At 71.8% G+C, this 22,702-nt stretch carries 21 protein-coding genes; 11 read left to right on the top strand and 10 right to left on the bottom strand.

Features of this window, described 5'->3' with window-relative positions; all coding sequences use genetic code 11:
* Positions 1-282: 282 nt before the first annotated feature.
* A complete protein-coding gene (locus tag B072_RS0124645; protein ID WP_018532617.1) occupies positions 283-2,934 on the bottom strand; it encodes an alpha-L-rhamnosidase C-terminal domain-containing protein in 2,652 nt (883 codons plus the stop codon).
* A gap of 174 nt (positions 2,935-3,108) precedes the next feature.
* Between B072_RS0124645 and B072_RS0124640 the strand changes: the two genes are divergently transcribed.
* On the top strand, positions 3,109-3,570 hold the full coding sequence (locus B072_RS0124640) for a hypothetical protein (RefSeq protein WP_158689239.1): 462 nt from the start codon (positions 3,109-3,111) through the stop codon (positions 3,568-3,570).
* A 72-nt stretch (positions 3,571-3,642) separates the two neighbouring features.
* On the opposite strand, the gene B072_RS0124635 is transcribed toward B072_RS0124640, so the two are convergent.
* Positions 3,643-4,917, bottom strand: a complete 1,275-nt coding sequence (locus B072_RS0124635) for an MFS transporter (protein WP_018532615.1) — start codon at positions 4,915-4,917, stop codon at positions 3,643-3,645.
* Positions 4,918-4,934: 17 nt separating this feature from the next.
* Positions 4,935-5,489, bottom strand: a complete 555-nt coding sequence (locus B072_RS0124630) for an ArsR/SmtB family transcription factor (RefSeq protein ID WP_018532614.1) — start codon at positions 5,487-5,489, stop codon at positions 4,935-4,937.
* Positions 5,490-5,517: 28 nt separating this feature from the next.
* Here B072_RS0124630 and B072_RS0124625 point away from each other — a divergent pair, with 28 nt between their 5' ends.
* Positions 5,518-6,225, top strand: coding sequence for a fibronectin type III-like domain-contianing protein (locus B072_RS0124625; protein ID WP_026246251.1), 708 nt, complete (start codon positions 5,518-5,520; stop codon positions 6,223-6,225).
* 68 nt (positions 6,226-6,293) lie between these two features.
* On the opposite strand, the gene B072_RS0124620 is transcribed toward B072_RS0124625, so the two are convergent.
* Positions 6,294-6,764 carry a peroxiredoxin gene (locus B072_RS0124620; protein ID WP_018532613.1) on the bottom strand — a complete coding sequence of 157 codons (471 nt, stop codon included), beginning with the start codon at positions 6,762-6,764 and terminating at the stop codon, positions 6,294-6,296.
* A gap of 139 nt (positions 6,765-6,903) precedes the next feature.
* Between B072_RS0124620 and B072_RS0124615 the strand changes: the two genes are divergently transcribed.
* The 3 genes from B072_RS0124615 to B072_RS0124605 all read left to right on the top strand — a co-directional run bounded on the left by B072_RS0124615 (position 6,904) and on the right by B072_RS0124605 (position 8,307).
* A complete protein-coding gene (locus B072_RS0124615; RefSeq protein ID WP_018532612.1) occupies positions 6,904-7,719 on the top strand; it encodes an isocitrate lyase/PEP mutase family protein in 816 nt (271 codons plus the stop codon).
* A 71-nt stretch (positions 7,720-7,790) separates the two neighbouring features.
* Positions 7,791-7,997, top strand: a complete 207-nt coding sequence (locus B072_RS43970) for a hypothetical protein (RefSeq protein WP_043244629.1) — start codon at positions 7,791-7,793, stop codon at positions 7,995-7,997.
* Positions 7,998-8,082: 85 nt separating this feature from the next.
* Entirely contained in the window at positions 8,083-8,307 is a 225-nt protein-coding gene (locus B072_RS0124605) for a hypothetical protein (protein WP_018532610.1), read from the top strand.
* A 47-nt stretch (positions 8,308-8,354) separates the two neighbouring features.
* Here the strand turns inward: B072_RS0124605 and yicI are convergent, their stop codons facing one another.
* Both yicI and xylB read right to left on the bottom strand, forming a co-directional pair.
* Entirely contained in the window at positions 8,355-10,583 is a 2,229-nt protein-coding gene (yicI, locus tag B072_RS43965) for an alpha-xylosidase (RefSeq protein ID WP_018532609.1), read from the bottom strand.
* Between the two features lie 26 nt (positions 10,584-10,609).
* Positions 10,610-12,091, bottom strand: coding sequence for a xylulokinase (xylB, locus tag B072_RS0124595; RefSeq protein ID WP_043244628.1), 1,482 nt, complete (start codon positions 12,089-12,091; stop codon positions 10,610-10,612).
* A gap of 277 nt (positions 12,092-12,368) precedes the next feature.
* Here xylB and xylA point away from each other — a divergent pair, with 277 nt between their 5' ends.
* From xylA to B072_RS0124570, 5 genes are all read left to right on the top strand, one after another.
* Entirely contained in the window at positions 12,369-13,538 is a 1,170-nt protein-coding gene (xylA, locus tag B072_RS0124590) for a xylose isomerase (RefSeq protein WP_026246250.1), read from the top strand.
* A 130-nt stretch (positions 13,539-13,668) separates the two neighbouring features.
* Positions 13,669-14,934, top strand: a complete 1,266-nt coding sequence (locus B072_RS0124585; RefSeq protein ID WP_043244626.1) for an ABC transporter substrate-binding protein — start codon at positions 13,669-13,671, stop codon at positions 14,932-14,934.
* A 13-nt stretch (positions 14,935-14,947) separates the two neighbouring features.
* Positions 14,948-15,898, top strand: coding sequence for a carbohydrate ABC transporter permease (locus B072_RS0124580; RefSeq protein ID WP_018532605.1), 951 nt, complete (start codon positions 14,948-14,950; stop codon positions 15,896-15,898).
* 5 nt (positions 15,899-15,903) lie between these two features.
* The gene (locus B072_RS0124575; RefSeq protein WP_018532604.1) at positions 15,904-16,737 is read left to right on the top strand and encodes a carbohydrate ABC transporter permease; all 834 of its coding nucleotides are present in this window, start codon (positions 15,904-15,906) and stop codon (positions 16,735-16,737) included.
* 8 nt (positions 16,738-16,745) lie between these two features.
* Positions 16,746-18,125: a GH1 family beta-glucosidase gene (locus B072_RS0124570; protein WP_026246247.1), complete on the top strand. Its 1,380-nt coding sequence runs from the start codon at positions 16,746-16,748 to the stop codon at positions 18,123-18,125.
* Positions 18,126-18,281: 156 nt separating this feature from the next.
* Here the strand turns inward: B072_RS0124570 and B072_RS0124565 are convergent, their stop codons facing one another.
* The 4 genes from B072_RS0124565 to B072_RS0124550 all read right to left on the bottom strand — a co-directional run bounded on the left by B072_RS0124565 (position 18,282) and on the right by B072_RS0124550 (position 21,440).
* On the bottom strand, positions 18,282-19,541 hold the full coding sequence (locus B072_RS0124565) for an ROK family transcriptional regulator (RefSeq protein WP_018532602.1): 1,260 nt from the start codon (positions 19,539-19,541) through the stop codon (positions 18,282-18,284).
* Between the two features lie 107 nt (positions 19,542-19,648).
* Positions 19,649-19,864 carry an amidohydrolase family protein gene (locus tag B072_RS49340; protein WP_234018916.1) on the bottom strand — a complete coding sequence of 72 codons (216 nt, stop codon included), beginning with the start codon at positions 19,862-19,864 and terminating at the stop codon, positions 19,649-19,651.
* 130 nt (positions 19,865-19,994) lie between these two features.
* Complete coding sequence (locus B072_RS49335; protein WP_026246246.1) at positions 19,995-20,426, bottom strand: amidohydrolase family protein; 432 nt, start codon at positions 20,424-20,426, stop codon at positions 19,995-19,997.
* Between the two features lie 171 nt (positions 20,427-20,597).
* Positions 20,598-21,440, bottom strand: a complete 843-nt coding sequence (locus tag B072_RS0124550; protein ID WP_018532568.1) for a helix-turn-helix transcriptional regulator — start codon at positions 21,438-21,440, stop codon at positions 20,598-20,600.
* A gap of 169 nt (positions 21,441-21,609) precedes the next feature.
* On the opposite strand from B072_RS0124550, the gene B072_RS0124545 reads away from it, so the two are divergent.
* Positions 21,610-22,542, top strand: coding sequence for a phytanoyl-CoA dioxygenase family protein (locus B072_RS0124545; RefSeq protein ID WP_106432933.1), 933 nt, complete (start codon positions 21,610-21,612; stop codon positions 22,540-22,542).
* Positions 22,543-22,702 lie beyond the last annotated feature (160 nt).

Below are 22,702 nucleotides of genomic sequence, written 5' to 3'. Positions count from 1 at the left end.
AGGGGGGACGTCTGCGTGCTGCCACAAGGTAGGAAGACGCAGGTCAGTGGCACATGTGGTGGGGCACCATACTTTGGCGCCTGAGTGTGGTTGCACGACGCTGCGAGGCGTCCCTGGCGCTCGTTCGGACAATCCCGCCCGACCCGGCGTGCTGTCCCTGGGCGGGCGAGGGTCAGCGGGCTGCTCATCGACGTCGACCTCGACGTCGACCCGCGCGCCAAGGCGGTCAAGCAGCCCGAAGGCCTTGGCGCAGAGGTGTCGGCAGCCCGCTGACCGCCGCGGTCAGCCGATCGGTACGGCCGTGAACGTGTGGGTCCCCTCGCCGAGGGACGTCACGGTGACCCGCCCGGCCTCGACACGGGCGGCACCGGAGGTCTCCCCACGCCCGTCCCACAGCACACGCCGTCCCTGCCGCACGAGCAGCCGCCCCGGCTCCCCGGGCAGGGCCACCGACCCCCGCGTCCCGCCGGGCACGCGCACCGTCAGGCTCAAGCCGGATCCGGAGGTGCGCCACTCCACGCCCAACGGGCCGTGCGGTGTGGGCAGTTGCCCCTGCGCCCAGTCCACGTCACCGGGGTTCGGCCGCACCTGCCAGGTGGCGTAGCCGGGAGAGAGGGGAAGGGCGCCGAGGAGCTGATGGGTGAGAGCGGGCAGCACGCCGGTCGACCAGCCGTGCGCCATGCTCGTGTACGCGTCCTCGTACAGGGAGCCGCCCGGACCGATGCCCTCCCAGTGCGTGATGCCGGGATCGTGCCGGTCCATCCAGCCGTACGTGCGCCGGATCTGGTCCAGCGCGGAGTCGACCCGCCCCGTCTCGAACCGGGCGACGATCTCCGGGTACGACGTGAAGGCGTACACCCGCTGCGAGGCGCCGTCGAAGATCGTGTCGTTGTCCATGAAGGCGTTGCCGTACGGCCGTCGGGTGGTGGCGTCGAGGTGGGCGAGGGCCGAGGCCGCCCGCTCGGCGTCCGCGACCTGCGAGGTGACGGCGATGGCGTTGCCGTCCTGGGCGTGCCGTACCGGACCCGTCGAGGAGTCGAGATAGGCGCCCGCCTTCTCGTCCCACAGGTGCGCGTTGACCGCGTCGGCGACCTGTCCGGCCCGCTTGTCCCAGCGGTCCGCGTCGTCCGCGTGCCCCAGCCAGCGCGCGAGGCGGGCGGAGTCCCGGAGCGCCTGGACGTAGTTGACGTTGTAGTACGTGATGCGCCCGGTGCGGTTCAGGAAGGCGTAGTCCCCGTACCCGCTCGTCCCGTTGAGCCCCTTGCTCAGCAGTCCCGCGTCGTCCGTCACGCTCGGGTACCAGGTGTCGAGCACCTTCACCAGGTTCGGGTAGTAGCGCGTGGCGTAGGCGCGGTCGCCGGTGTAGAGGACGTAGTCCCAGCTGCACGTCACCCACCACAGCGGATAGTCGAACAGCGGAAGTGTGTAGTTGTTGATCGAGGCCGGCGGGATCCAGCCGTCGGCGCGCTGGTGCTCGGCCAGGTCGGCGAGGACGTTGCGGGAGGCGGCCGCCGCGTCGTCGTGCGTGAGGTAGAGAGTGCGCGCCGACACCGCCAGGTCCCCGACGTAGGGGTCGCGGTCGCGCTTCGGGCCGTCGTGCAGGACGAGTTGGCCCTCCAGTGAGGCGCTCCAGGCATTGCGTGGATCGACGTCGTCGCGGCGGAAGGTGTCGGTGACGAGCTCATTGGTGTACGAGGCCCCGTACCAGTAGCGGTTGAGGTCGTCGTCGGAGCACAGGAACCAGCCGCGGTAGCTGCTCGGCGTGCCCAGGTACGCCGTGAACTCCAGGCTCACGGAGTCCACTTCGACCGTGCCCCAGGGCCGGGCGGCCGGCGCGTCCGACGCGAGCGCGTCCAGCGTGATCTTGAGGTAGCGGAAGCCGTGCAGCCCGTCCGCGAACACCTTGTCCCCGGCCTGGAAGCCCTTGTGGTCCAGCCAGTCGGCGCCGCGCGCGGGCACCGCGAACTGGTCGGTGCCCCGACTCGCCCCGCCCGCCTGGTCGTTGCGTGTGAAGTCGCTGCGGTCGGTGAGGAACTGCTCGGTCTCGGAGAACGCGACACGGACACCGGGGGAGTTGTCGGAGGCTCCGGCGAACCGGATGCGCGGGTGCCCGACGACGACCTTGCCGAAGTCGACGGTCACACTGGGCGGTTCGACGGCCTTGACGGCCTGCGGCCACACTTCATTGATGCGGGTGAACGCACCGCTCTGGGTGTCCTGCACCCCGGTCACGGTGATGCGGACCTTGGAGGCCGGGAACGCGGCGGTGAACGGCACCGCGCACTGGATGACATCGTTGTCGGAGCAGATGGCGGCCCGCTTCCACGCATCGTCGTGCCACACGTCGACCGTGAAGTCGGTCGGTACGCCGTCGCTGTTGGAGACGACGGTGATGCCGGTCAGCTCCTGCTCGGCGGGCAGTGTCACGGTGAGGGTGTCAGGAAAGGTGCCTTGCGTGTCGTCGTTCCAGAACGTGTCCGGGTCCCCGTCCACGGCATGGGAGGCGTCGTACGTACGGGGCTGCCCGTCGCCCCCGTTGTTGCCGGCATGCGTGGACGACGCCTCGGCCGTGGTCCCCTCGGGCCAGCGGGGAGCGGGTTCGGGCTCCGCCCTGCGCAGGACCGTCACGGGGCCACCCGGCTTCAGCAGCGCCTCGGGCCGGGACACGTCACCGGTGGAGGCGAGGGTGCGGACGGGGCGCACGGTGCGGGAGGCCGGCGCCTGGACGTAGCGCTGCCAGCCGGTTCCGACGCGCGGCGGTTCGGCGGCGGGGCGCGAGGGGGCGGCAGGTCCGCCCTTGCTCGCCGCGGACGCGGGATTCGCGCCGGCGAGCCCGGCCGCGGACAGTGCCACGGCTGCCGTGCCGGCGGCGAGGACGGTGCGTCTGGCGGGGCCGGGCTGGGGGACGTTCGCGTGCGGGTGGCTCGATGTCATGGCGGCTCACTCTTCGGCGGTGTCGGCAAGGGGTGACCAAGGGCTGAAGCAGTGTCTGAAACGATTCATTCCCGCTGGTCGGGGCGACGCTATCCCCAGGCAGCCCTCCGCGTACAGGGGTGAGAACACTCTTCGTGGGACCAGGCCTCGACTTTCGCCACGCCGCTCCAGCCGTTGAACGGACCGCTCCTGGCCGGTCTGCGGATACCGGTCGGCGATGTCGTCCGTAGCGTGGGACGGCTGCTCGCCGGCGCGGCGGCATTCCTTGCGGCCGCCAGGAACTGGCCGGTGGAGAAGGCGAGTTGGTGGGGTGCGATGGCGTCGCTCGCCGTCGCCGTCGTGGCTCTGGCCCTCGGGATCTCCTGCTCGCGCAGCCCCGGTGGGGGACCGCCGCAGGGGTTCGCGCGCGCCGGCGGAGCCACCCTGGCGTATACGTGGATCGGCTTCGGGCAGACCCTCGGCGTCGGCTCCGACGGCACCGTCAGTTGCTGTTTGTCGTCGGGCAACGGGTGCGTACGTACGAGGGATCCCTCGGGTCGAGTGGTCCCGCTTCCGCTCTACGGGGAGCGGGCCCCGCTCGCTGAAGACCTTCGCGGCGCCGATCGTGACGTTCGGGGCGCGGAGTGGCCGCAGTAGCCGGCCGGTAACGGTGGCGCCGCGACGATCTGGCCTGGCATTCGACGTGTGGTGACATCATCGCGGCAGGCGTCACAGCACCTCGGTCGCGCTCTCCTGCGCGGGGCACTTGGGCGCCGGGCGATCCGGACCGTCGGCCGGGGCGGCCGCCCGCAGCGCCGCTTCGACCCGGCGGTTGCTGGTCATGGACGCCGTGACGGCCGTCATGGCCAGCAGCAGGCCGGCGGCGGCGTACAGCGGGGTGCGGATGTCGTAGGTGGTGGCCAGCCAGCCACCGAGGAAGGCCCCGACGGGGGCGGCGCACATGGCCAGCATGCGGGAGGTGGAGGCGACCCGGCCCATCAGGTGGGCGGGGACGATCGCCTGTCGCAGGGAGGGCGCGAGCACCATGGTGGCGCCCATGCCGGCGCCGCACACGGCGAGCGCCAGCCCGGCCGCGTACGGGTTCGGGGCGGCGGCCAGGCCCAGGATGGCCAGCCCTTCGACGGCGGCCGTGCAGGTCAGCGCGGTGCCGGTGCCGAGTCGTCGGCCGAGGAAGGAGGCGATGCCCGCACCGAGCAGGCCGCCGGTGGCCTCCGCGGTGAGGAGCAGCCCGAAACCGTAGGTGTCGATGCCCAGGCGCTCGTGCGCGAAGAGGGCGAGGACGGTCTCCACGGCGAGGAAGGCGACGTTCCCGACCGCCGGGCGGAGCGCGAGCCCGAGCAGCACGCGGTCCCGGAAGACGTACGCGGCGCCGGCGCGTGCTTGCCGAAGCAGCGACTCGCGGACCTCCGGCACCGGCCGGGGCATGGCGGGCAGCGTACGGACGAGCAGCGAGGACAGCGCGAACGACACCGCGTCGGCGAGCAGCGGAACCGCCCGGCCGAGCGCGAGCAGCGCACTGCCCGCGGGCGGCCCCGCGAAGCCGGACATGGCGGTCTGGGCGCCGCGCAGGCGGGAGTTGGCGCGCTCCAGGAGTACGGGTTCGCGGCGGAGCAGATCCGGTAGATAGGCCGTGGCGGCCGTGTCGAAGAACAGCCCGCCGAGACCGAGCAGGAAGGCGACGGCCGCGAGCAGCGGAATGCTCAGCGCGTCGAGCACGGCTGCCGCCGCCGGTATCGCGAGCAGCACCGCACGCGCCGCGTCCGCGATCCACATCGTGCGCCGTCGGTCCCAGCGGTCCACCAGCGCACCGCCGAGCACCCCGAAGAGCAGCCACGGCAGCGTCCCGGCGGCCGTGACGACGGCGAGCGCCATCGGATCCCGTGTCAGCGTCAGCGCGAGCAGCGGCAGCGCGGCATGCGTGACTCCGTCACCGAGCGAGGAGATCGTCTGCGCGGTCCACAGCCGTCCGAACCCGGCCGGCAACCTTCTTATGTCTGCGGTCACTTGGTGTCCCCCTCGGTCTGCTCGGTCTGCTCGGTCTGCTCGGGCCGTGCCGGGTGGAACAGGGCGAAGACGAGTGACGTGTCCGGCAGCGACGGGTCGGACAGCTCCCGGTACTCGTCCGCCAGTGCCTGCAGCCGCGCCCCCAGCTGCGCGAACTGCTCCTCGGTGAGCCGCAGATGCGCCATCCGTACGTGGCGCTCGTCCACCGGCGACGCCTCCAGGTCCGCCACCGCGTGGCGCATCAGCACATCCGGGCCTCCCTCGCCCGGATCCGGCAGCGCGATCGACCGCGCGGCCATCGCGTAGTACCGCTCGGTGACCCCCCGCACCTTCCGCGTCCGTACCACCTTCACCAGGCCGGCCCGTTCCAGCAGTCGTACGTGGTAACTGGAACTCCCCTTCGCGAGGCCCACCCGCTGAGCGATCTGCGTGATGGTCGCCGGCTCGAAGCGCAGTACGGCCATGATCCGGTGACGCGTGAGGTTGGAGACGGCGCGCAGTTGCTCGGCCGTGGTGACGTGAAGCGTCTCGGGAAGGTCGTCGGTAGGCATGCGAGCAATGGTCAACGATTCTTGACCATTGGGCAAGGGGTTTCACGCGGACGCGCGGAATCCGGCGACCTTCGACCCGTCGGCGGAACCGCGCTACGGCAGCGTGGTCGGCCATGGCCGCGACCGGCCTGCTCAACGGCGCGCGCGCCAACGACGCCGAACTCCTCCAGCACGCGGCCAAGGACGGCTGGGCTTCGACGGGTTCGTCGTCACCGACTGGGACGGCGGCCGCAGCACGGTCCGCGCCGCGAACGCCGGGCTGGACCTGACCATGCCCGCCGCCGGGAACTTCGGGCAGGCACTGACCGACGCCGTACGGCAGGGCAAGGTCAGCACCGACGTCATCGACGACAAGGTCCTGCGCCTGCTCACCGAGGAGTTCGCCTACGGACTCTTCGAGCGCACCCCGGGCTCACCGGACGCCACCGCGACCAGCGCCGAGCATGTGAAGACGGCCCGGGACATCGCCGCCGAGGGCACCGCACTGATGACGAACGACGCACGTCACGGTGCGGCTCTGCTGCCGCCGCGCCGGCTCAAGGCGTTCAAGAAGGTCACCCTGCGTCCCGGCGAGGCCCTGCGGATCGACCTGACGGTGCCCGCGGACCAGCTGCGCATCTGGGACGGCGCGGCGCACGGATGGACGTCACCGGTGGGCACCGCACGAGTCGAGGTCGGCAACTCGGGGGCGAACCTGCCCCTCAAGCGCAGCTGGCGGATGGGACGTTCGCGCTGAACCGTGCGGCGCGTCGCGCATTCGCCGGTACGCCTGATCCGTCGATCGGTCAGGCGTACCGGCCGATGTCAGGCGGCCTTGCGCAGCGCCGCCAGTGCCCGGTCGGCGTGCGCGCTCATCCTGAACTCGCTGCGTACGACCTCGAGTACGCGACGGTCGGTCCCGATGACGAAGGTGGCCCGCTTGGTGGGCAGCGGCCCGAAACCGCGGGTCACACCGAAGAGCCCGCGCACCGCACCCTCCGGGTCGGACAGCAGCGGGAACCCGAGCGTGTGCAGGCCCGCGAACTCGCGCTGCCGGTCCACGGCGTCCGCGCTGATCCCCACCGGCCGGGCGCCGACCGCCGCGAACTCCGCCGCCAGGTCCCGGAAGTGGCAGGCCTCGGCGGTGCAGCCCGGCGTCATCGCGGCCGGATAGAAGAACACCACCACCGGGCCCTCGGCGAGCAGCGAGGACAGCGTCGTGGGGGTACCCGTCTCGTCGGGCAGGGTGAAGTCCTCCACGAGAGAACCGACTTGGATGCGGGGGGACGAGGACACGGAGGCTCCCGACGACGCTGGTACGGAGCGGAACAGGACCCGCAAGATCCTACTCGGCGGTAAGCCGCTCGTCCGGAGGCGGTACGTCGATGTCGGATTCCTGCCGGAACACCGCGGGGCACGGTGTTTGACTGCCTCCATGACCACCACCCAGCAGGGCAAGGCCCGCGCGTTCCGCAGCCTGCACACCGCCGCCCGCCCGCTCGCGCTCGCCAACGCCTGGGACGTCGCCAGTGCCCGGATCGTCGAGGCCGCCGGGGCGTCCGCCGTCGCCACGACCAGTGCGGGCGTCGCCTGGTCCCTGGGCCGCCCGGACGGTGACGCGCTGACCCGCGCGGAGGCCGTGGCCGCGATCGCGCGGATCGCCGCGGCCGTCACCGTGCCGGTCACCGCCGACATCGAGGCCGGCTACGGCGACGACGAAGCGGGCGTCGCGCAGACCGTGCGGGAAGTGCTGGCGGCCGGTGCGGTCGGCGTCAACATCGAGGACGGCACGCGGCCCCCGGCCGCACTCGCCGCGCGCCTCGCGACGGCCCGCGCCACCGCCGCGCACGAGGGCGTGGACCTCTTCCTCAACGCCCGTGTCGACACCTACCTCTTCGGGCTCGGCCCGGACCACGACCGGCTCGAGGACACGCTGGAGCGCGCCCGGGTCTACGTCGACGCCGGCGCCGACGGCGTCTTCGTCCCCGGTGTCGGAGACCTCGCCACCATCGAGGAGCTCGCGGCGGGGATCCCCGTACCGCTCAATGTGATGGCCGGACCCGGCGTCCCGTCCGTCGCCGAGCTGGGCGCGGTGGGCGTGGCCCGGGTCAGTCTCGGATCCGGTGTGGCGCAGGCGGCTTACGCCACAGCGCGGCGCGCCGCTGGGGAACTGCTGGCATCCGGCGGCTACGACGCCCTTGCGGACGGCCTGGACTTCGCCGACGTCAATTCCTTGTCGGCCCGCGGTTGAGTCCCGGGCGGGCCGGACGGGTCCGTACCGAGAGATGTTGGCGGGGTGCACTTGCGGGTAGGCGCGGACCTATGAACTCGCATGATCAGAACGTGGAGACGGCGGCGGCCGCGGCTGAGTTCCTGGCCGGACAGCGGGTCACCGAGAAGCAGTGCGGCGGCTGCGGCGCGGTCGTCGCCGGTGTCAACGGCCGCTACGCGTGCGGCGCCTGCGGCTGGATAAACCACTGGTCGGACGGGGACACCAGCCTCCCGGCGGCGAAGGACGACGTGCAGTGAGCCCTCGACCACTGGTGTAAATGTGGTGCGTCGATGATGCGTCCGTGGTCACTCCTGAGAGGTTCACACGACAGGAGGCCACACCATGGCAGGACATCCGGAACATCCGCCCAGCGAGCGCTTCTCGGTCACGCTCGTGCCGCCGGCCGTCGTCGCGGTCAACGAGCTGGCCGAGAACGGGCACGTGAGCAAGGCGGACGTCATCAACCGGGCCGTGCTGCTGGGCTTCGTGGAACGCGAACGCGCCAAGGGGCACGAGCTGATGATCCGTACGGAGGACGGTGAGCTGGAGCGGATCCACATCCTCTGACGCCCGCCGACGGCTGAGGCGCCTCCCGTCCGGGAGGCGCCTCAAGTTCACAGCTCCTTGACCGTGGGAGCCGCGCTCCCGTCGAGCGGCCGCACCGTCACCGCGCCGCTCCCGGAGTCCCGGGTCACCTCGTACGCGGCGGCCCGGCCGCCGTCGTGATCGGGGACGGTGACCGTGACGTCGTCCGCGCCGGGGGCCACGAGCAGGGTGAGGCCGTCGGGCCAGTCGCCGTCGGGCCGCTGGTCGTCCGCGCCGAACGGGATCACCGCGCCCTCACGCACGTACAGCGGGAGGCTGTCGAAGCCGTGGGTCTCGCGGCGCCAGGCCGGGCCCTGTACCCGCTCACCCGTGAGCAGATGCGTCCAGGTGCCCGCGGGCAGGTAGTACTCGACGTCGCCGTCGGCCGAGAACACCGGCGCCACGAGCAGGTCGGGGCCGAGCATGTACTGCCGGTCGAGCGCGCGGCACGTCGGGTCGCCGGGGAACTCCAGGAGCATCGGCCGCATCAGCGGCACGCCGTCCCGGTGGGCCTCGACGGCAGTCCCGTAGAGGTACGGCATCAGGCGGTGCTTGAGGAGGGTGAACTGCCGTGCCACGTCGACCGCTTCGTCACCGAACTCCCACGGCACCCGGTACGAGGACGAACCGTGCAGCCGGCTGTGCGAGGACAGCAGGCCGAAGGCGAGCCAGCGCTTGAAGACCGCCGGGTCGGGCGTGCCCTCGAAGCCGCCGATGTCGTGCGACCAGAAACCGAAGCCCGACAGGGACAGGGACAGGCCGCCGCGCAGGGACTCGGCCATCGCGCCGAACGACGACCAGCAGTCGCCGCCCCAGTGCACCGGGAACTGCTGACCGCCCGCCGTCGCCGACCGCGCGAACAGCACCGCCTCGCCCAACCCCCGCTCCTTCTGCAGGAGTTCGAAGACGACCTGGTTGTAGAGCTGCGTGTAGTAGTTGTGCATGCGCTCCGGGTCGGCGCCGTCGTGCCAGACGACGTCCGTCGGGATGCGCTCGCCGAAGTCCGTCTTGAAGCAGTCCACGCCCTGATCGAGGAGGACCTTCAGCTTCGACTGGAACCAGGTGCAGGCGTCGGGGTTGGTGAAGTCGACCAGGCCCATGCCCGCCTGCCACAGGTCCCACTGCCAGATGTCGCCCTCGGCCGTGGTCACCAGGTAGCCGCGCTCCGCGGCCTCGTCGAACAGGGCCGACTTCTGGGCGATGTACGGATTGATCCACACGGAGATCCGCAGCCCGCGCTCCTTGAGGCGGGCCAGCATGCCCTCCGGGTCCGGGAAGACGTCCGGGTCCCAGGTGAAGTCCGACCACTGGTACTCGCGCATCCAGAAGCAGTCGAAGTGGAATACGGAGAGCGGGATGTCGCGCTCGGCCATGCCGTCCACGAAGGACGTCACGGTCGCCTCGTCGTACTGCGTGGTGAACGACGTCGTCAGCCACAGGCCGAACGACCACGCGGGCGGCAGTGCGGGCCGGCCGGTCAGCGCGGTGTAGCGGCGCAGCACGTCCTTCGGGGTCGGGCCCGCGACGACGTAGTACTCCAGGGTCTGGTCCTCGACGCTGAACTGCATGTGGCCGACCGACTCGGAGCCGATCTCGTAGCCGACCCTGCCGGGGTGGTTCACGAAGACGCCGTACGCGCCCGCGGGGGAGAGGTGGAGGCTGAACGGGACGTTCTTGTACGCCTGTTCGCTGCTGGTACCGCCGTCGGCCTGCCACATGTCGACGACCTGGCCGTTCTTGGCGAACGGCGTGAAGCGCTCGCCCAGACCGTAGACCTGCTCGCCGACGCCGAGTTGCAACCGGCCCGCCATGTGGTGGGCGCCGTCGGCGGTGGTGAAGAACGCCGTGCCCTTGGGGCCCGCCGACGTCACCTCGCGGCCGTCGGCGTCGCGGAACGACAGGGTCCACGGCGCGTCGGTGTCGAGGCGGACCGTGAGGGCGCCGCTCGCCAGCTCGACGACACCGCCGTCCCGGCGGACCTCGCCGGCCGGGGCGTGCGCGCCGGGCAGCGCGAAGTCGGGGCCCGGGTGACGCCGGCCCGCCAGGTGCGTGACGCGGACGCCGATGACGCCCTCGGCGGGGGAGAAGCACTCGGTGGTCAGCAGAGGGGAGTTGAGGGTGTCGCCGCGGCGCTCGACGCGCTTGACGGCGGCGTACGCGGTGAAGCGGTCGGCGTCCGCTCGGACGTCGCGGACCTCGGTGGCGTACGAGGCCGTGACCCCGTCGCGCATCAGCCAGAAGCCGTCGGTGAACTTCATGATCTTCCCAGGGGTGCGGAGGTGGTTCAGGTCAGCAGGGCGGGTGTGGCCCGGTCGAGGACGTCGGTGAGCCGGTGCCAGGCCGCGTGGTCGCGGGGAGCGGCGGGCAGCAGGGTGCCGCGGCCGGTGTCCCAGCCGGTCGCGACGGCGACCGGGTCCCGGCCGGTGGCGGCGGCCTGCGCGAGGGCGGCGGCGCCGAGCGCGACCAGTTCGGTGGCCTCCGGTACCAGGACCGGGCGGCCGGACAGGCGGCGGACGGTCTCCACCCAGGTGCGGCCCTGCGCGCCGCCGCCGACGAGGCGCACCGGGCGGGCGGCGACCTCCGGGTCGTCCGGGTCGAGGCCGCAGGCGCGCGACAGCTCGTCGAGGGCCCGCAGCAGGGTGAACACGGCGCCTTCGTACGCTGCGCCGAGGATCTGCCGTCCGCTCGTGTCGTGCCGCAGACCGGTCAACAGGCCCGCGGCGTGCGGCAGATCGGGGGTGCGCTCGCCGTCGAGGTAGGGCAGCAGCACGGTTCCGTCGCCGGGCTCCGCGTCCTCCCGGTCCAGGCCGAGCAGGTCCGCGATCCGGTCGACGGCGAGGGTGCAGTTCAGCGTGCAGGCCAGTGGCAGGTACGTCCCGTCGGCGGCGGCGAAACCGGCCAGGGCGGGGGAGGCGGGCCGGGTGCGGGTCGCCGCGAACACCGTGCCGGACGTGCCGAGGCTGAGCACCGGGTGGTCGAGGAGTCCGGCGGCGCCGAGGCCGAGCCCCACCGCCGCGGCCATGTTGTCCCCGGTCCCGGCCGCCACCGCGATACCGGCGGGCAGACCGAGGAGCGCGGCGGCGCTCTCGGTGAGAGAGCCCGCCCGGGCGCCGCCGCCCGCGGCGACGGCGGGCAGCAGTTCGGGGGCGAGGCCGAGCAGATCGAGGATCTCGGCGTCGTAGGCGCCCGTCGCGGTGTTGTACCAGCAGGTGCCCGACGCGTCCCCGGGGTCGGTGACCGCGACGCCGCACAGCCGCTCGGTGAGGAAGTCGTGCGGCAGCCGGACCGCGGCCACCGGGCGGGCCGGTTCGTGCTCGCGCAGCCACTGCCACTTCGCCGCGGTCATCGACGCCACCGGCACGGAGCCGGTGCGCGCGAGCCAGGCGTCCGGTCCGCCGAGGCGCTCGGTGAGGGCGGCGGCCTGCGGCGCGGACCGGGTGTCGTTCCACAGCAGGGCGGGCCGCACCGGACGGCCCTGCGCGTCGAGGGCGACGAGGCCGTGCTGCTGTCCGGCGACCGCGATGCCGGTGACGCGCTCGGGCGGGACGTCGGCTTCCTTGAGGGCGAGCGTGACCGCGTCGCACAGGGCGGACCACCAGACGCCGGGTTCGCTCTCGCGGGCCCCCTGCCGACCGGTCACGAGGTGCGGGGCACGGCCCGTCCCGAGGGAGCGGCCGGTGGCGGCGTCCAGGACGACCGCCTTGGTGGACTGCGTCGAGCTGTCCACGCCGATCACGGCTGCGACCGGCGGTGATGACGGTGGCATGGCGCCCCTCAACTTACTTGCGATCTTGAAGGCAGACCTTGAAGACAAATGACCCGCCGACGCCATTTGATCGTACAGAAAACAAAAGAGCAAGAGTGGGTCGAGTGGAGGTCCGGTGAAGCGCTTCGATTCGCTTAACAGCAGGTGATGAGGGGTGTGCCCGGGGTGAGGTAGGTCGCTGGGTCTAGCGCTTCGACGCATCTTGGCGTATTAGTCATGTCAGAAAACAAACGCCTCGGTGGACGCCGAGGGTTCGCGCACCAGTAAGGGCCGCACCATGTCCGACCGCTTCACCCCCACCTTCGACGACAAGTTCACCTTCGGTCTGTGGACCGTCGGCTGGCGGGGAAACGACCCGTTCGGCGACGCCACCCGGCCCGCGCTGGACCCGGTCGAGTCCGTGCACCGCCTCGCCGAACTGGGGGCGCACGGTGTGACGTTCCACGACGACGACCTGATCCCCTTCGGTGCGTCGCAGAGCGAGCGCGACGCGATCGTCAAGCGGTTCCGCGCCGCCCTGGACGAGACGGGCCTCACCGTCCCGATGGCGACGACGAACCTGTTCACGCACCCGGTCTTCAAGGACGGCGGCTTCACCGCCAACGACCGTGACGTGCGCCGCTTCGCGCTGCGCAAGACCATCCGCAACATCGACCTCGCCGTCGAGCTCGGCGCGACGACCTACGTCGCCTGGGGCGGCCGCGAAGGCGCCGAGTCCGGCGGCGCCAAGGACGTGCGCGACGCCCTCGACCGCATGAAGGAGGCCTTCGACCTCCTCGGCGAGTACGTCGTCGAGCAGGGCTACGACCTGCGCTTCGCGATCGAGCCGAAGCCGAACGAGCCCCGCGGCGACATCCTCCTGCCGACCATCGGCCACGCCCTCGCGTTCATCGAGCGCCTGGAGCGCCCCGAGCTCGTGGGTGTGAACCCGGAGGTCGGCCACGAGCAGATGGCGGGCCTGAACTTCCCGCACGGCATCGCCCAGGCGCTGTGGGCGGGCAAGCTCTTCCACATCGACCTGAACGGTCAGACCGGCACCAAGTACGACCAGGACTTCCGGTTCGGCGCCGGCGACCTGCGCCAGGCGTTCTGGCTGGTCGACCTCCTGGAGGCGGCCGGATACGAGGGCCCGCGGCACTTCGACTTCAAGCCGGTGCGCACCGACGGCATCGACGGCGTGTGGGAGTCCGCGAAGAACTGCATGCGCAACTACCTGATCCTCAAGGAGCGTTCGGCCGCCTTCCGCGCCGACACGGAGGTGCAGGAGGCGCTGCGCGCGTCCCGGCTCGACGAGCTCGCGCAGTCCACGGCCGCCGACGGGCTCGCCGGACTCCTCGCGGACAAGGGCGCGTACGAGGACTTCGACGTGAACGGCGCCGCCGAGCGGTCGATGGCCTTCGAGCGCCTCGACCAGCTCGCCATGGAGCACCTGCTCGGCGTCCGCTGACGCCGCAGTCCCCTCGCGACGCGATCCGTACGGCGCAGACCGGAGCCGTACCGGGTCAGCAGCGAACACCCCGACGCGACACGGGCGTCGCGTCGGGGCCGGTCACCCCTCCCAGGCAAGGGCAACCACCGTGACAGCAGTAACTCCACCGGACGGGACGCGCGCCAGGCGCCGCCGTGCCGGCCGACGGGCCACGATCCCGCTCACCGTTGTCTCCGCACTCGTCGCCACCGCCGCCCTCGCGGGCTGTGGCCAGCAGCGCGACCCGGACGTGTACACCGTCCTCAACTCCTCGACCGACGACTCGTACCACGGCTGGGACGCCGCCACGCTCTCGCGCTGCAGCAAGCAGCTGGGCATCACCATCGAGCAGCAGAGCGTCCCCGCGTCGCAGGTCATGACGAAGTCGCTGCGAATGGCGTCGTCGAAGTCGCTGCCGGACGTCATCCAGTTCGACGCCTCCGAGGTGCCGACCTTCGCCGAGGCGGGCGGCCTGGTCGACCTGCGCACCCTGGGCCTGTCCACCAAGGACATCCCCAAGGGCATCGTCGACTTCGGCTCCTACAAGGGGACGTACTACGGCGCCGCGCGCACGGTGAACACCCTCGCCCTCTTCTACAACAAGGACATCCTGAAGAAGGCCGGTCTCGAAGTCCCCACCACCTGGGCCGAGATGCAGGAGACCGCCAAGAAGCTCACCCAGGGCAGGCAGTACGGCATCGCGCTGAGCGCGGGCGGCGCGGAGGACGGCGTCTTCCAGTTCACCCCGTTCATGTGGTCCAACGGCGGCGACGAGACGAACCTCGCCACCAAGAACGTCGCGGGCGCGCTCGACTACTGGAAGGGCCTCATCAAGGACGGCTCGCTGTCCAAGTCGACCGTCAACTGGACCCAGGCCGACGTCAACGACCAGTTCATGGCCGGCAACGCCGCGATGATGATCAACGGTCCGTGGCAGGTGGAGACCCTCAACACCAAGAAGAACCTGCACTGGGGCATCGCGCAGATCCCCGTTCCGAAGACGGGCGACAAGTCCGTGGGTCCGCTCGGCGGCGCCGTGCTGACCGTGCCCAAGACCGGTGACACCGCGCGCCAGAAGACCGCCGCGAAGATCATCGGCTGCATGGCGGGCGAGAAGGAACAGATCACCTACGCGCGCAACAGCTGGATGGTCCCGGCCAACGAGAAGGCCGCCGCGATCTGGCGCAAGGAAGTACCCGAACTCGACGCGCTCGCCGACCAGGTGGCCACCGCCCGCTCGCGCACCGCGAAGGTCGGGGCCCGCTGGTCGTCCGTGTCGCTGGCCCTGCAGAGCGCCTTCCAGTCCGCGCTCACCGGGCAGTCCAGCGAGGCCGCGCTGAAGAAGGCGCAGAGCCGCGCCACGAGCGGGAACTGAGGGGATCACCGAAATGTCGACCACCACGGCCCCGGCGCCCGCCGTCAAGCCCGCCGTCGCGAAGAAGAAGACCGACCCGCTGCGCGCCCGGCGCCGCCGCAGGCTCTCCCAGTGGGGCTTCATCGCGCCCGCCGTCGTCTTCATGCTGCTGTTCTTCGGCTACCCGCTCGTCCGCAACGTCGTGATGAGCTTCCAGGACTTCTCGCCGTCCACGTTCTTCGACGGCAAGTCCCCCTTCAACGGCACCGACAACTGGAGCAAGGTCTTCCACGACGACCTCTTCGGCAAGGCGCTGTGGCACACCATCGTCTTCACGATCGGCTCGCTGATCGGCCAGTTCGGCATCGGCCTCGCGCTCGCCGTCTTCTTCACCAAGCGCTTCCCGCTCAACGGGTTCCTGCGCTCGCTGATCCTGCTTCCCTGGCTCGTCCCGATGGTCGTCTCCGGCATCGTGTGGCGCCGCATCCTCGACCAGGACACCGGAGTCCTGAACTCCTTCGTCGACACCCTCGGGTTCGGCGGCCACACCCCCTGGCTGACCAGCCCCGGCATGGCCCTGTTCTCCGTGATCATGGTGAACATCTGGATCGGCATCCCGTTCAACATGGTGATCCTCTACGGCGGCCTCCAGGAGATCCCCAAGGAGCTGTACGAGGCCGCGTCCCTGGACGGCGCCTCCGCCTGGCGCACCTTCCGCTCCATCACGCTGCCGCTGCTCAAGCCCGTCATCACGGTCGTCCTGGTGCTCGGCTTCATGTCGACGGTCAAGATCCTCGACCTGATCCTGGCCCTGACCGACGGCGGCCCCGCCGACTCCACGCAGACGCTCGGCACGCTCACGTACCAGAACTCCTTCGTGCAGCTGGACTTCGGCGCGGGCGCCGTCGTCGGCAACGTCCTCATCCTCATCTCCGCCGTCTTCGCGGTGTTCTACCTGCGGGCCAACCGCTCCGAGGGGAAGTGACCGGCATGGCAATCGTCTCCGAGACCGCCACCAGGCCGAAGCGCCGCTGGGGCGCCACCGTCGCCGGCGTCGTCATCCTGTGCGTGATGCTGTTCCCGCTCTACTGGATGATCAACACGGCTCTGCAGCCCGAGTCCGGGCTGCTCGAAGTCTCGCCCGTACCGCACTCGCTGGACCTGTCCGGCTTCACCGACGCGATCAGCGAGCAGGGCGGCCACCTGCTGACCTCGCTCGCCGTCGCGCTCGGCGCCGTCGTCATCTGCCTCGCGATCGCCGCGCCCGCCGCGTACGGCCTCGCCCAGTTCCGGCTGCCCGGCACCAAGTCCATCGTCTTCGGCACGCTCATCACGCAGATGGTCCCGGGCATCGTCATCGCCAACGCCCTCTACAGCGCGTACGTCGATCTGGGCCTGGTCAACTCCTACTTCGGCCTGATGCTCGCCGACGCCTCGCTCGGCATCCCGTTCGCCATCGTCCTGATGCGCTCGTTCATGGTGGCCATCCCGAAGGAGGTCATCGAGGCGGCCGAGGTCGACGGCGCGAGCAAGGTGCGTACGTTCGTCCAGGTCGTCCTGCCGATGAGCCGCAACTCGCTGATCACGGCGGGCCTCTTCTCCTTCCTGTACGCGTGGAGCGACTTCATGTTCGCGCTCACGCTGAACACCACCGACGACGTCAAGCCGGTCACGCTCGGCATCTACCAGTACATCGGCGCCCACGTCGGCGACTGGGGCTCCGTCATGGCCGCGTCCGTCCTGTCGGCGATCCCGGCCGCCGTGCTGCTCGTCCTCGCCCAGAAGTACATTGCTGCCGGTATCACCGGCGGATCCGTCAAGTAAGGCTTTTCATGAGTGACTTGCCCGTTTTCCCCGAAGGCTTCGTGTTCGGCGCGGCCACTGCCTCGTACCAGATCGAGGGCGCCGCCACCGAGGACGGCCGCGGTCCCTCCATCTGGGACACCTACAGCCACACGCCCGGGCGCACGGACGGTGGCGACACCGGAGACGTGGCCTGCGACCACTACCACCGCTACCCCGAGGACGTGGCGCTGCTGCGTGACCTCGGCGTCGACTCGTACCGCTTCTCGATCGCCTGGCCGCGCATCCAGCCCACCGGAGAGGGCCCCGCGAACCAGAAGGGCCTCGACTTCTACTCCCGTCTGGTCGACGAGCTGCTCGAGGCGGGCATCGAACCGGCCGCCACCCTCTACCACTGGGACCTCCCGCAGGCCCTGGAGGACAAGGGCGGCTGGCGGGTGCGCGAGACCGCCGAGCGGTTCGGCGAGTACACGGCGATCGTCGCCGAACACCTCGCCGACCGGGTGCCGCGCTGGATCACCCTCAACGAGCCCTGGTGCAGCGCCTTCCTCGGCTACTCCGTGGGCCGGCACGCGCCCGGCGCCCAGGAGGGCACCGGCGCCCTGGCCGCCGCGCACCACCTGCTCGTCGGCCACGGCCTCGCCATGAAGGCGCTGCGCGCCGCCGGGGTGCGCGAGGCGGGCATCACCCTCAACCTCGACCGCAACGTCCCCGCCACCGACTCCGCCGCCGACCGCGCCGCCGTGCTGCGCGCCGACACCCAGCACAACCTGGTCTGGACGGAGCCGATCCTCGCCGGCCGCTACCCGGCCTCCGACGAGGACACGTGGGGCGAGCTGATCACCGACGCGGACTTCCGGCGCGACGGCGATCTCGAACTGATCGCCCAGCCGCTGGACTTCCTCGGCATCAACTATTACCGGCCGATCGTCGTCGCCGACGCCCCGCACCGCGAGGCGGACCCGGCGCGCCGCGTCGCCACCGACAACCGGTACGCGGAAGGGCAGTACCCGGACGTGCGGCGCACGGCGATGGGCTGGCCGGTCGTCCCCGAGTCCTTCACGGACCTGCTGACCGACCTGAAGGCCACCTACGGCGACGCGCTGCCGCCGGTCCACATCACGGAGAACGGCTCCGCCGAGCACGATTCCGTGGCCGAGGACGGCGCCGTCCACGACGCCGACCGGGTCTCCTACCTGCACGGACACCTCACGGCCCTGCGCGCGGCGATGGACGCGGGCGTCGACGTGCGCGGCTACTACGTGTGGTCGCTCCTGGACAACTTCGAGTGGGCCCTCGGCTACGCGAAGCGGTTCGGCATCGTCCGGGTCGACTACGACACCCTTGAGCGCACCCCGAAGGACAGCTACCACTGGTACCGGAAGCTGATCGCCGCGCACCGGGGGTGACGGGGCACCCCGGGGCTCTGCCTTCTGGGGGCCTGTCCGGCGGATCCGGTCGCGTCTCGGGTGGCCCGCGCCCTACTGCGCCGGCGAGCGGGGTCTGGTGCGCCGCAGGTCGGCGTGCCGGACCCCGCGTCCGCGACGAGGCCCGCCGGACACGACCTAGTCCGTCGCCCGCTCCGCGTACGCGGCCGGGTCCGTGAGGACCTCGCGGACGACGCGGGCGGCGGCGCCCCGGGCCGCGTCGGCCGACGAGGACGAGGCGCGCAGGCGGCCGTTGCCCGGGGTCCACAGGCCCGAGACCACGCGTGCCGTCAGCTCCTCGTCCGCGCCCGCCGCCAGCCACGGCATGAGGCCGCGGAGGACCCCGCCGAGCATCACGGCGTCCGGATCGACGAGGTTCACCGCGCCCGACAGGACCCGGCCCAGATGGCGGCCCGCGTCCGCGAGCGCGGTCAGGGTGCGGGGATCGCCCGCGCGGGCCCGGAGTTCGAGCTCGGCCACACCGGCCGCGCCCGCCGTCTCGTCGAGGCCCGCCGCGCGCAGCAGCGCCGCCTGCCCCGCGTACTGCTCCAGGCAGCCGTGCGCGCCGCACCGGCACTCGGGGCCGCCCGCCTCCACCACCACATGCCCGATCTCGCCCGCGAACCCGTGGGCGCCGCGCAGCAGTTGACCGTTCAGGACCAGCGCTCCGCCGATGCCGATCTCGCCGGTGAGGTAGATGAAGCTGGTGACGCGCTTGTCCCGGTCCACCGTGCCGCCGCAGCCGAACCAGAGCTCGGCCATCGCCGCGAGATTGGCCTCGTTGTCCGCGCTCACCGGCAGCGCGCGGTGCGCCGGACGCAGCGCCGTGAGGGCCTGCGCGAACAGTCCCTCGACCGGCACCCTGTTCCACCCGAGGTTCGGTGCCTGCCGCACCGCTCCGCCCGACACCAGTCCTGGCAGCGCCAACTCGGCGGAGACCGGGCGCAGTTCCTGCTCCGTCGCCGACTCCATGGCACGCGCCGCGATCCGCGCCGCCTGCGCGAGGACGGCGGCGGGCGCGGCGCCCCGGTTGTCCATCCGCTCGACCAGGCGGACCCGGTCGGTGCCCGCGAGATCGACCACGCACACGGTCACGTAGTCGATGTTGATCTCGACGCCGAGCCCCGCGGGACCGGTCCTGGCCACCTTCAGCGCCGTGCCAGGACGCCCCGCCTGCCCGCTGAACGTCTTGCCCCGCTCGGTGAGGAAGCCGTCGGTCAGCAACTGGTCGACGAGCGAGGAGACCGCCGCCCGGGTCAGCCCGACCTTCCCGGCGACCCCGGCCCGCGTCGCCTCGCCCTCGTCGTGGACGGTGCGCAGCACGAGGCTGAGGTTGTGCCTGCGCACCGTCGCCTTGTCGGCCTTGGGCGGGGTCGCGGACGGATCGGTGCTGTTCATCGTGGGTACGAGCCTATGCGACTACGGTCCGGTCGGCGGCGCGGGCCCGCGCCGGGACAGGTCCTGCGCGGCTGCCGGGGGCGCCCCTCGAACGCCCAATCGACCTGTCAACGGGCGTCGGCGCCCCGCACCGCTCCCGCGTCGTACGCGACCCTGCCGCCCACCACGGTCGCGCCCACCGTCAGCTCGGCGATGCGGTCCGGGGACACGGACAGGAGATCGTCGCTGAGGACGGTGAAGTCGGCGAGCATGCCGCGGGTGAGCGTGCCCCTGACGTGTTCCTCGTGCACGGCGTACGCGGAGCCGACGGTGTACGCGCGCAGCGCCTCCTCGGCCGTGAGTTCCTCGCCCGGCCCGATGGGAGCGCCGGCGGCGGTGCGGCGGTGTGGCGGTTGACCATTGGGAGCGCCGGCGGCGGTGCGGCGGTGTGGCGGTTGACCATGTCGTGGATGCTCAGCAGCGGCGAACCGGCCACCACGGGGGCGTCCGTGGAACCGGGCAGGACGACACCCGCGTCGCGGAACGACCGCATCCGGTACGCCAGCCGGGCGCGTTCGGGGCCGAGCGCCGCGAGCAGCCCGTCGCCGATCTCGGACAGGAAGCGGCCCTGGGGAACGGGCACGCGGCCCAGCCCGGCGTCCGGCTGACCTGCTCGTCGCTCGCCACGGCGGCGTGCTCGACCCGGTGGCGGACTTCCGCGCGCGGGTAGCGGCGCTGCGCCTCCTCGTACGCGTCGAGCACCACGTCCAGAGTGGCGTCACCGATGGCGTGCGTCGCGACCTGCCAGCCGCAGCGGTGCGCTTCGAGGATGTACGTGCGCAGTTGTACACGCTCGTACTGGAGCAGGCCGCTGTTGCCCGGGGTGTCGTGGTAGTCGCAGCGCATCGCGGCGCACCGTCCGATGAGCGAGCCGTCGGAGAGGATCTTCGTCGGGCCGATGCGCAGTCACCCGTCGCCGAATCCGGTGCGCAGGTCGAGGTCGAGCCGGGACCCCGGCCACTAAGCCCGCCCCGCGATCCACGGGACGGTCGAAGGGCTGCGCGACTACTGCACGGATCACCTCGCGCTGTTCCCGGGCCTGCGCCGGTAGACCGAGGGCGGTGCGCCCACCCTGCGGGCGAACAGGCGGCTGAAATAGGCCGGGTCGTCATAGCCGACCCGGCGGCCGACGGCTGCGACGGTGAGGTCGGTGGTGGTGAGCAGTGTCCTCGCGCGGGCCATCCGTCTGCGCAGCAGGTACTCGGTGGGGGTGCACCCGGTGGCCGTGCGGACCGCCGCCGTCAGGGCGTCGGGCGAGACGCCGAGCCGGCGGGCGAGGCGGGCCAGGCTGACGGGCCGTCCGTCGTGGTCGTCGAGCAGGGCGACGGCCTGCCGGGCCAGGGACGCCGGGCCGGCCGTCGCGGGCGGCGGCGGGGGAGCGGTCAGCGCGATCAGGCGGTGCAGCAGCGCGGCGGCGGTGACGTCCCGGGAGAGCGAGGCGGGCTCGCGGGCCAGTGTCGTCAACTCGCCGAACGCGTCGGCGAGTTCGGTGCTATCGCCCGGACGGGCGACGGGGCGCGCGGCGCCGAGGCAGCCGAGCTGCTCGTACGCGCGGGCCGCGTGCCCCTCGAAGAGGATCCACCGCTCGGACCAGGAGGCGCCGCCGAGCGGTCCGTAGCTGTGCGGGACGTCCGCGGGCAGGCAGAACAGGCTCCCGGTGCCCACCGGGAGCAGGGGTCCGCAGCCGAGGCGCAGGCTGCCCGTCCCCTCGGTGACGAGCACGGCGGCGTGGTGCGGCAGGACCCGGCCCTCGTGGCGCCGGTTCTGCCCCTCGATCCAGCCGGCGCCGGTGAGGGCGAGCCCGAGATCCGGCACACCGGGTGCCGGGGCCAGATACCAGGAGTGGGGTCGCGGACGCATCGGTGCGGGGTCCTTTCTCGGGGCCCGGTCCAGGGGCGGCGCAAGGATCCCTCAGTAGGTGGGCGCGCGTCCATGGTGCGGCGGGCGAGCCCGGACGCCGGGCAGAGTCCAACTCCCCGCGGGGCGGGTCCATGGCGAGCGGCCGGGGCGAGTGCGCAGCATCGTCGGCATGAACGACAGACCCCGGACGCCGCACACAAGCCAAACGTCCCCCACATCCCCCATATCCCTCACATCCCTCACATCCCTCACGTCCAACGGATACGGTCTCGACCCGGGGCCCGGCCGCCTGGGCCGGCTGGAACCGGTCGACCGCGCGGAACTGGGGGACCGGCAGGCGCTGCGCGCCCGGTACGCCCGCGACGGCTACCTCTTCCTGCGCGGCTTCTTCGCGGCGGAGACCGTCCGCGGCTTCCGGCGGCACTACTTCCGTGCCCTCGCCCCCAGTGGTCTGACGGCCCCCGGCACCGACCCCGCCGACGGCGTCGCGGCCGAACCGTACGACGTCGACCGCGCGCTGTTCCGCACCACGCTGTTCGGCGGGATCGTGCCAGGAGCTGCGTACGCCGAACTGTGCGCCCATCCACGGCTCGTCGCCTTCTACCGCTGGTTCTTCGGGGTGGACGAGGTGCATCTGCATCGACGGAAGATCATCCGGCACAACGTCCCGGGGGAGCAGGGCATCGGTTCGGCGACTCAGGCGCACTACGACCTGGTCTATCTGCGCGAGGGCACCGAGAACGTCCTCTCTTCCTGGATCCCGCTGGGCGACTGCCCCGTGGAGCGCGGCGGCCTGGTCTACCTGGAGGGCAGCCATCACCGCGTGAAGGAGGAGGAGCGCAGCGGCTCCACCCGCCGTCCCGCAGCCTCGCTCACCGCCGATCTGCCGGGTCTCGCCGAGGAGTTCGACTCCCGGTGGCTGATCGCGGACTACGCGGCAGGCGACATGGTCGTGCACTCCCCCTACCTCGTGCACGCGGCGCTCGACAACCGTGACCCGGGCCGTGTCATGCGGCTGTCCACCGACATCCGTTACCAGCCCGCTGCCGAACCCGTCGACGCGCGCTGGCAGCGGCACTGGCACGACCGGGACGGCCTGTGACTTTCGACGCTCGCCTCGACCTGTACGACAGGTGTCGACTGGGTGCTGACGCGCGCGATACCGGTCGGCCGAGCCCCGGGGAACGGACAACGGACGGGCCGGTTCGGCGCCGACGATGAAGGTGGGGGCAGGTGACGTGGCGCGACAGCTGCGGTTACGG

The sequence above is a fragment of the Streptomyces sp. HmicA12 genome (assembly GCF_000373565.1).
Classification (GTDB): domain Bacteria; phylum Actinomycetota; class Actinomycetes; order Streptomycetales; family Streptomycetaceae; genus Streptomyces.
This window is presented reverse-complemented; position numbering and strand designations above follow the sequence as displayed.

Excerpts from the sequence above, each read along its gene's own strand:
- B072_RS0124605 (WP_018532610.1), top strand. The coding sequence starts at position 8,083 with ATGGCAGGACATCCGGAACATCCGCCCAGCGAGCGCTTCTCGGTCACG.
- B072_RS0124545 (WP_106432933.1), top strand. The coding sequence starts at position 21,610 with ATGAACGACAGACCCCGGACGCCGCACACAAGCCAAACGTCCCCCACA.
- B072_RS0124550 (WP_018532568.1), bottom strand. The coding sequence starts at position 21,440 with ATGCGTCCGCGACCCCACTCCTGGTATCTGGCCCCGGCACCCGGTGTG.
- B072_RS0124565 (WP_018532602.1), bottom strand. The coding sequence starts at position 19,541 with ATGAACAGCACCGATCCGTCCGCGACCCCGCCCAAGGCCGACAAGGCG.
- xylB (WP_043244628.1), bottom strand. The coding sequence starts at position 12,091 with ATGCCACCGTCATCACCGCCGGTCGCAGCCGTGATCGGCGTGGACAGC.
- B072_RS0124570 (WP_026246247.1), top strand. The coding sequence starts at position 16,746 with ATGAGTGACTTGCCCGTTTTCCCCGAAGGCTTCGTGTTCGGCGCGGCC.
- xylA (WP_026246250.1), top strand. The coding sequence starts at position 12,369 with ATGTCCGACCGCTTCACCCCCACCTTCGACGACAAGTTCACCTTCGGT.
- B072_RS0124630 (WP_018532614.1), bottom strand. The coding sequence starts at position 5,489 with ATGCCTACCGACGACCTTCCCGAGACGCTTCACGTCACCACGGCCGAG.
- B072_RS49335 (WP_026246246.1), bottom strand. The coding sequence starts at position 20,426 with ATGCGCTGCGACTACCACGACACCCCGGGCAACAGCGGCCTGCTCCAG.
- B072_RS43970 (WP_043244629.1), top strand. The coding sequence starts at position 7,791 with ATGAACTCGCATGATCAGAACGTGGAGACGGCGGCGGCCGCGGCTGAG.
- B072_RS0124575 (WP_018532604.1), top strand. The coding sequence starts at position 15,904 with ATGGCAATCGTCTCCGAGACCGCCACCAGGCCGAAGCGCCGCTGGGGC.
- B072_RS0124580 (WP_018532605.1), top strand. The coding sequence starts at position 14,948 with ATGTCGACCACCACGGCCCCGGCGCCCGCCGTCAAGCCCGCCGTCGCG.
- B072_RS0124615 (WP_018532612.1), top strand. The coding sequence starts at position 6,904 with ATGACCACCACCCAGCAGGGCAAGGCCCGCGCGTTCCGCAGCCTGCAC.
- B072_RS0124645 (WP_018532617.1), bottom strand. The coding sequence starts at position 2,934 with ATGACATCGAGCCACCCGCACGCGAACGTCCCCCAGCCCGGCCCCGCC.
- yicI (WP_018532609.1), bottom strand. The coding sequence starts at position 10,583 with ATGAAGTTCACCGACGGCTTCTGGCTGATGCGCGACGGGGTCACGGCC.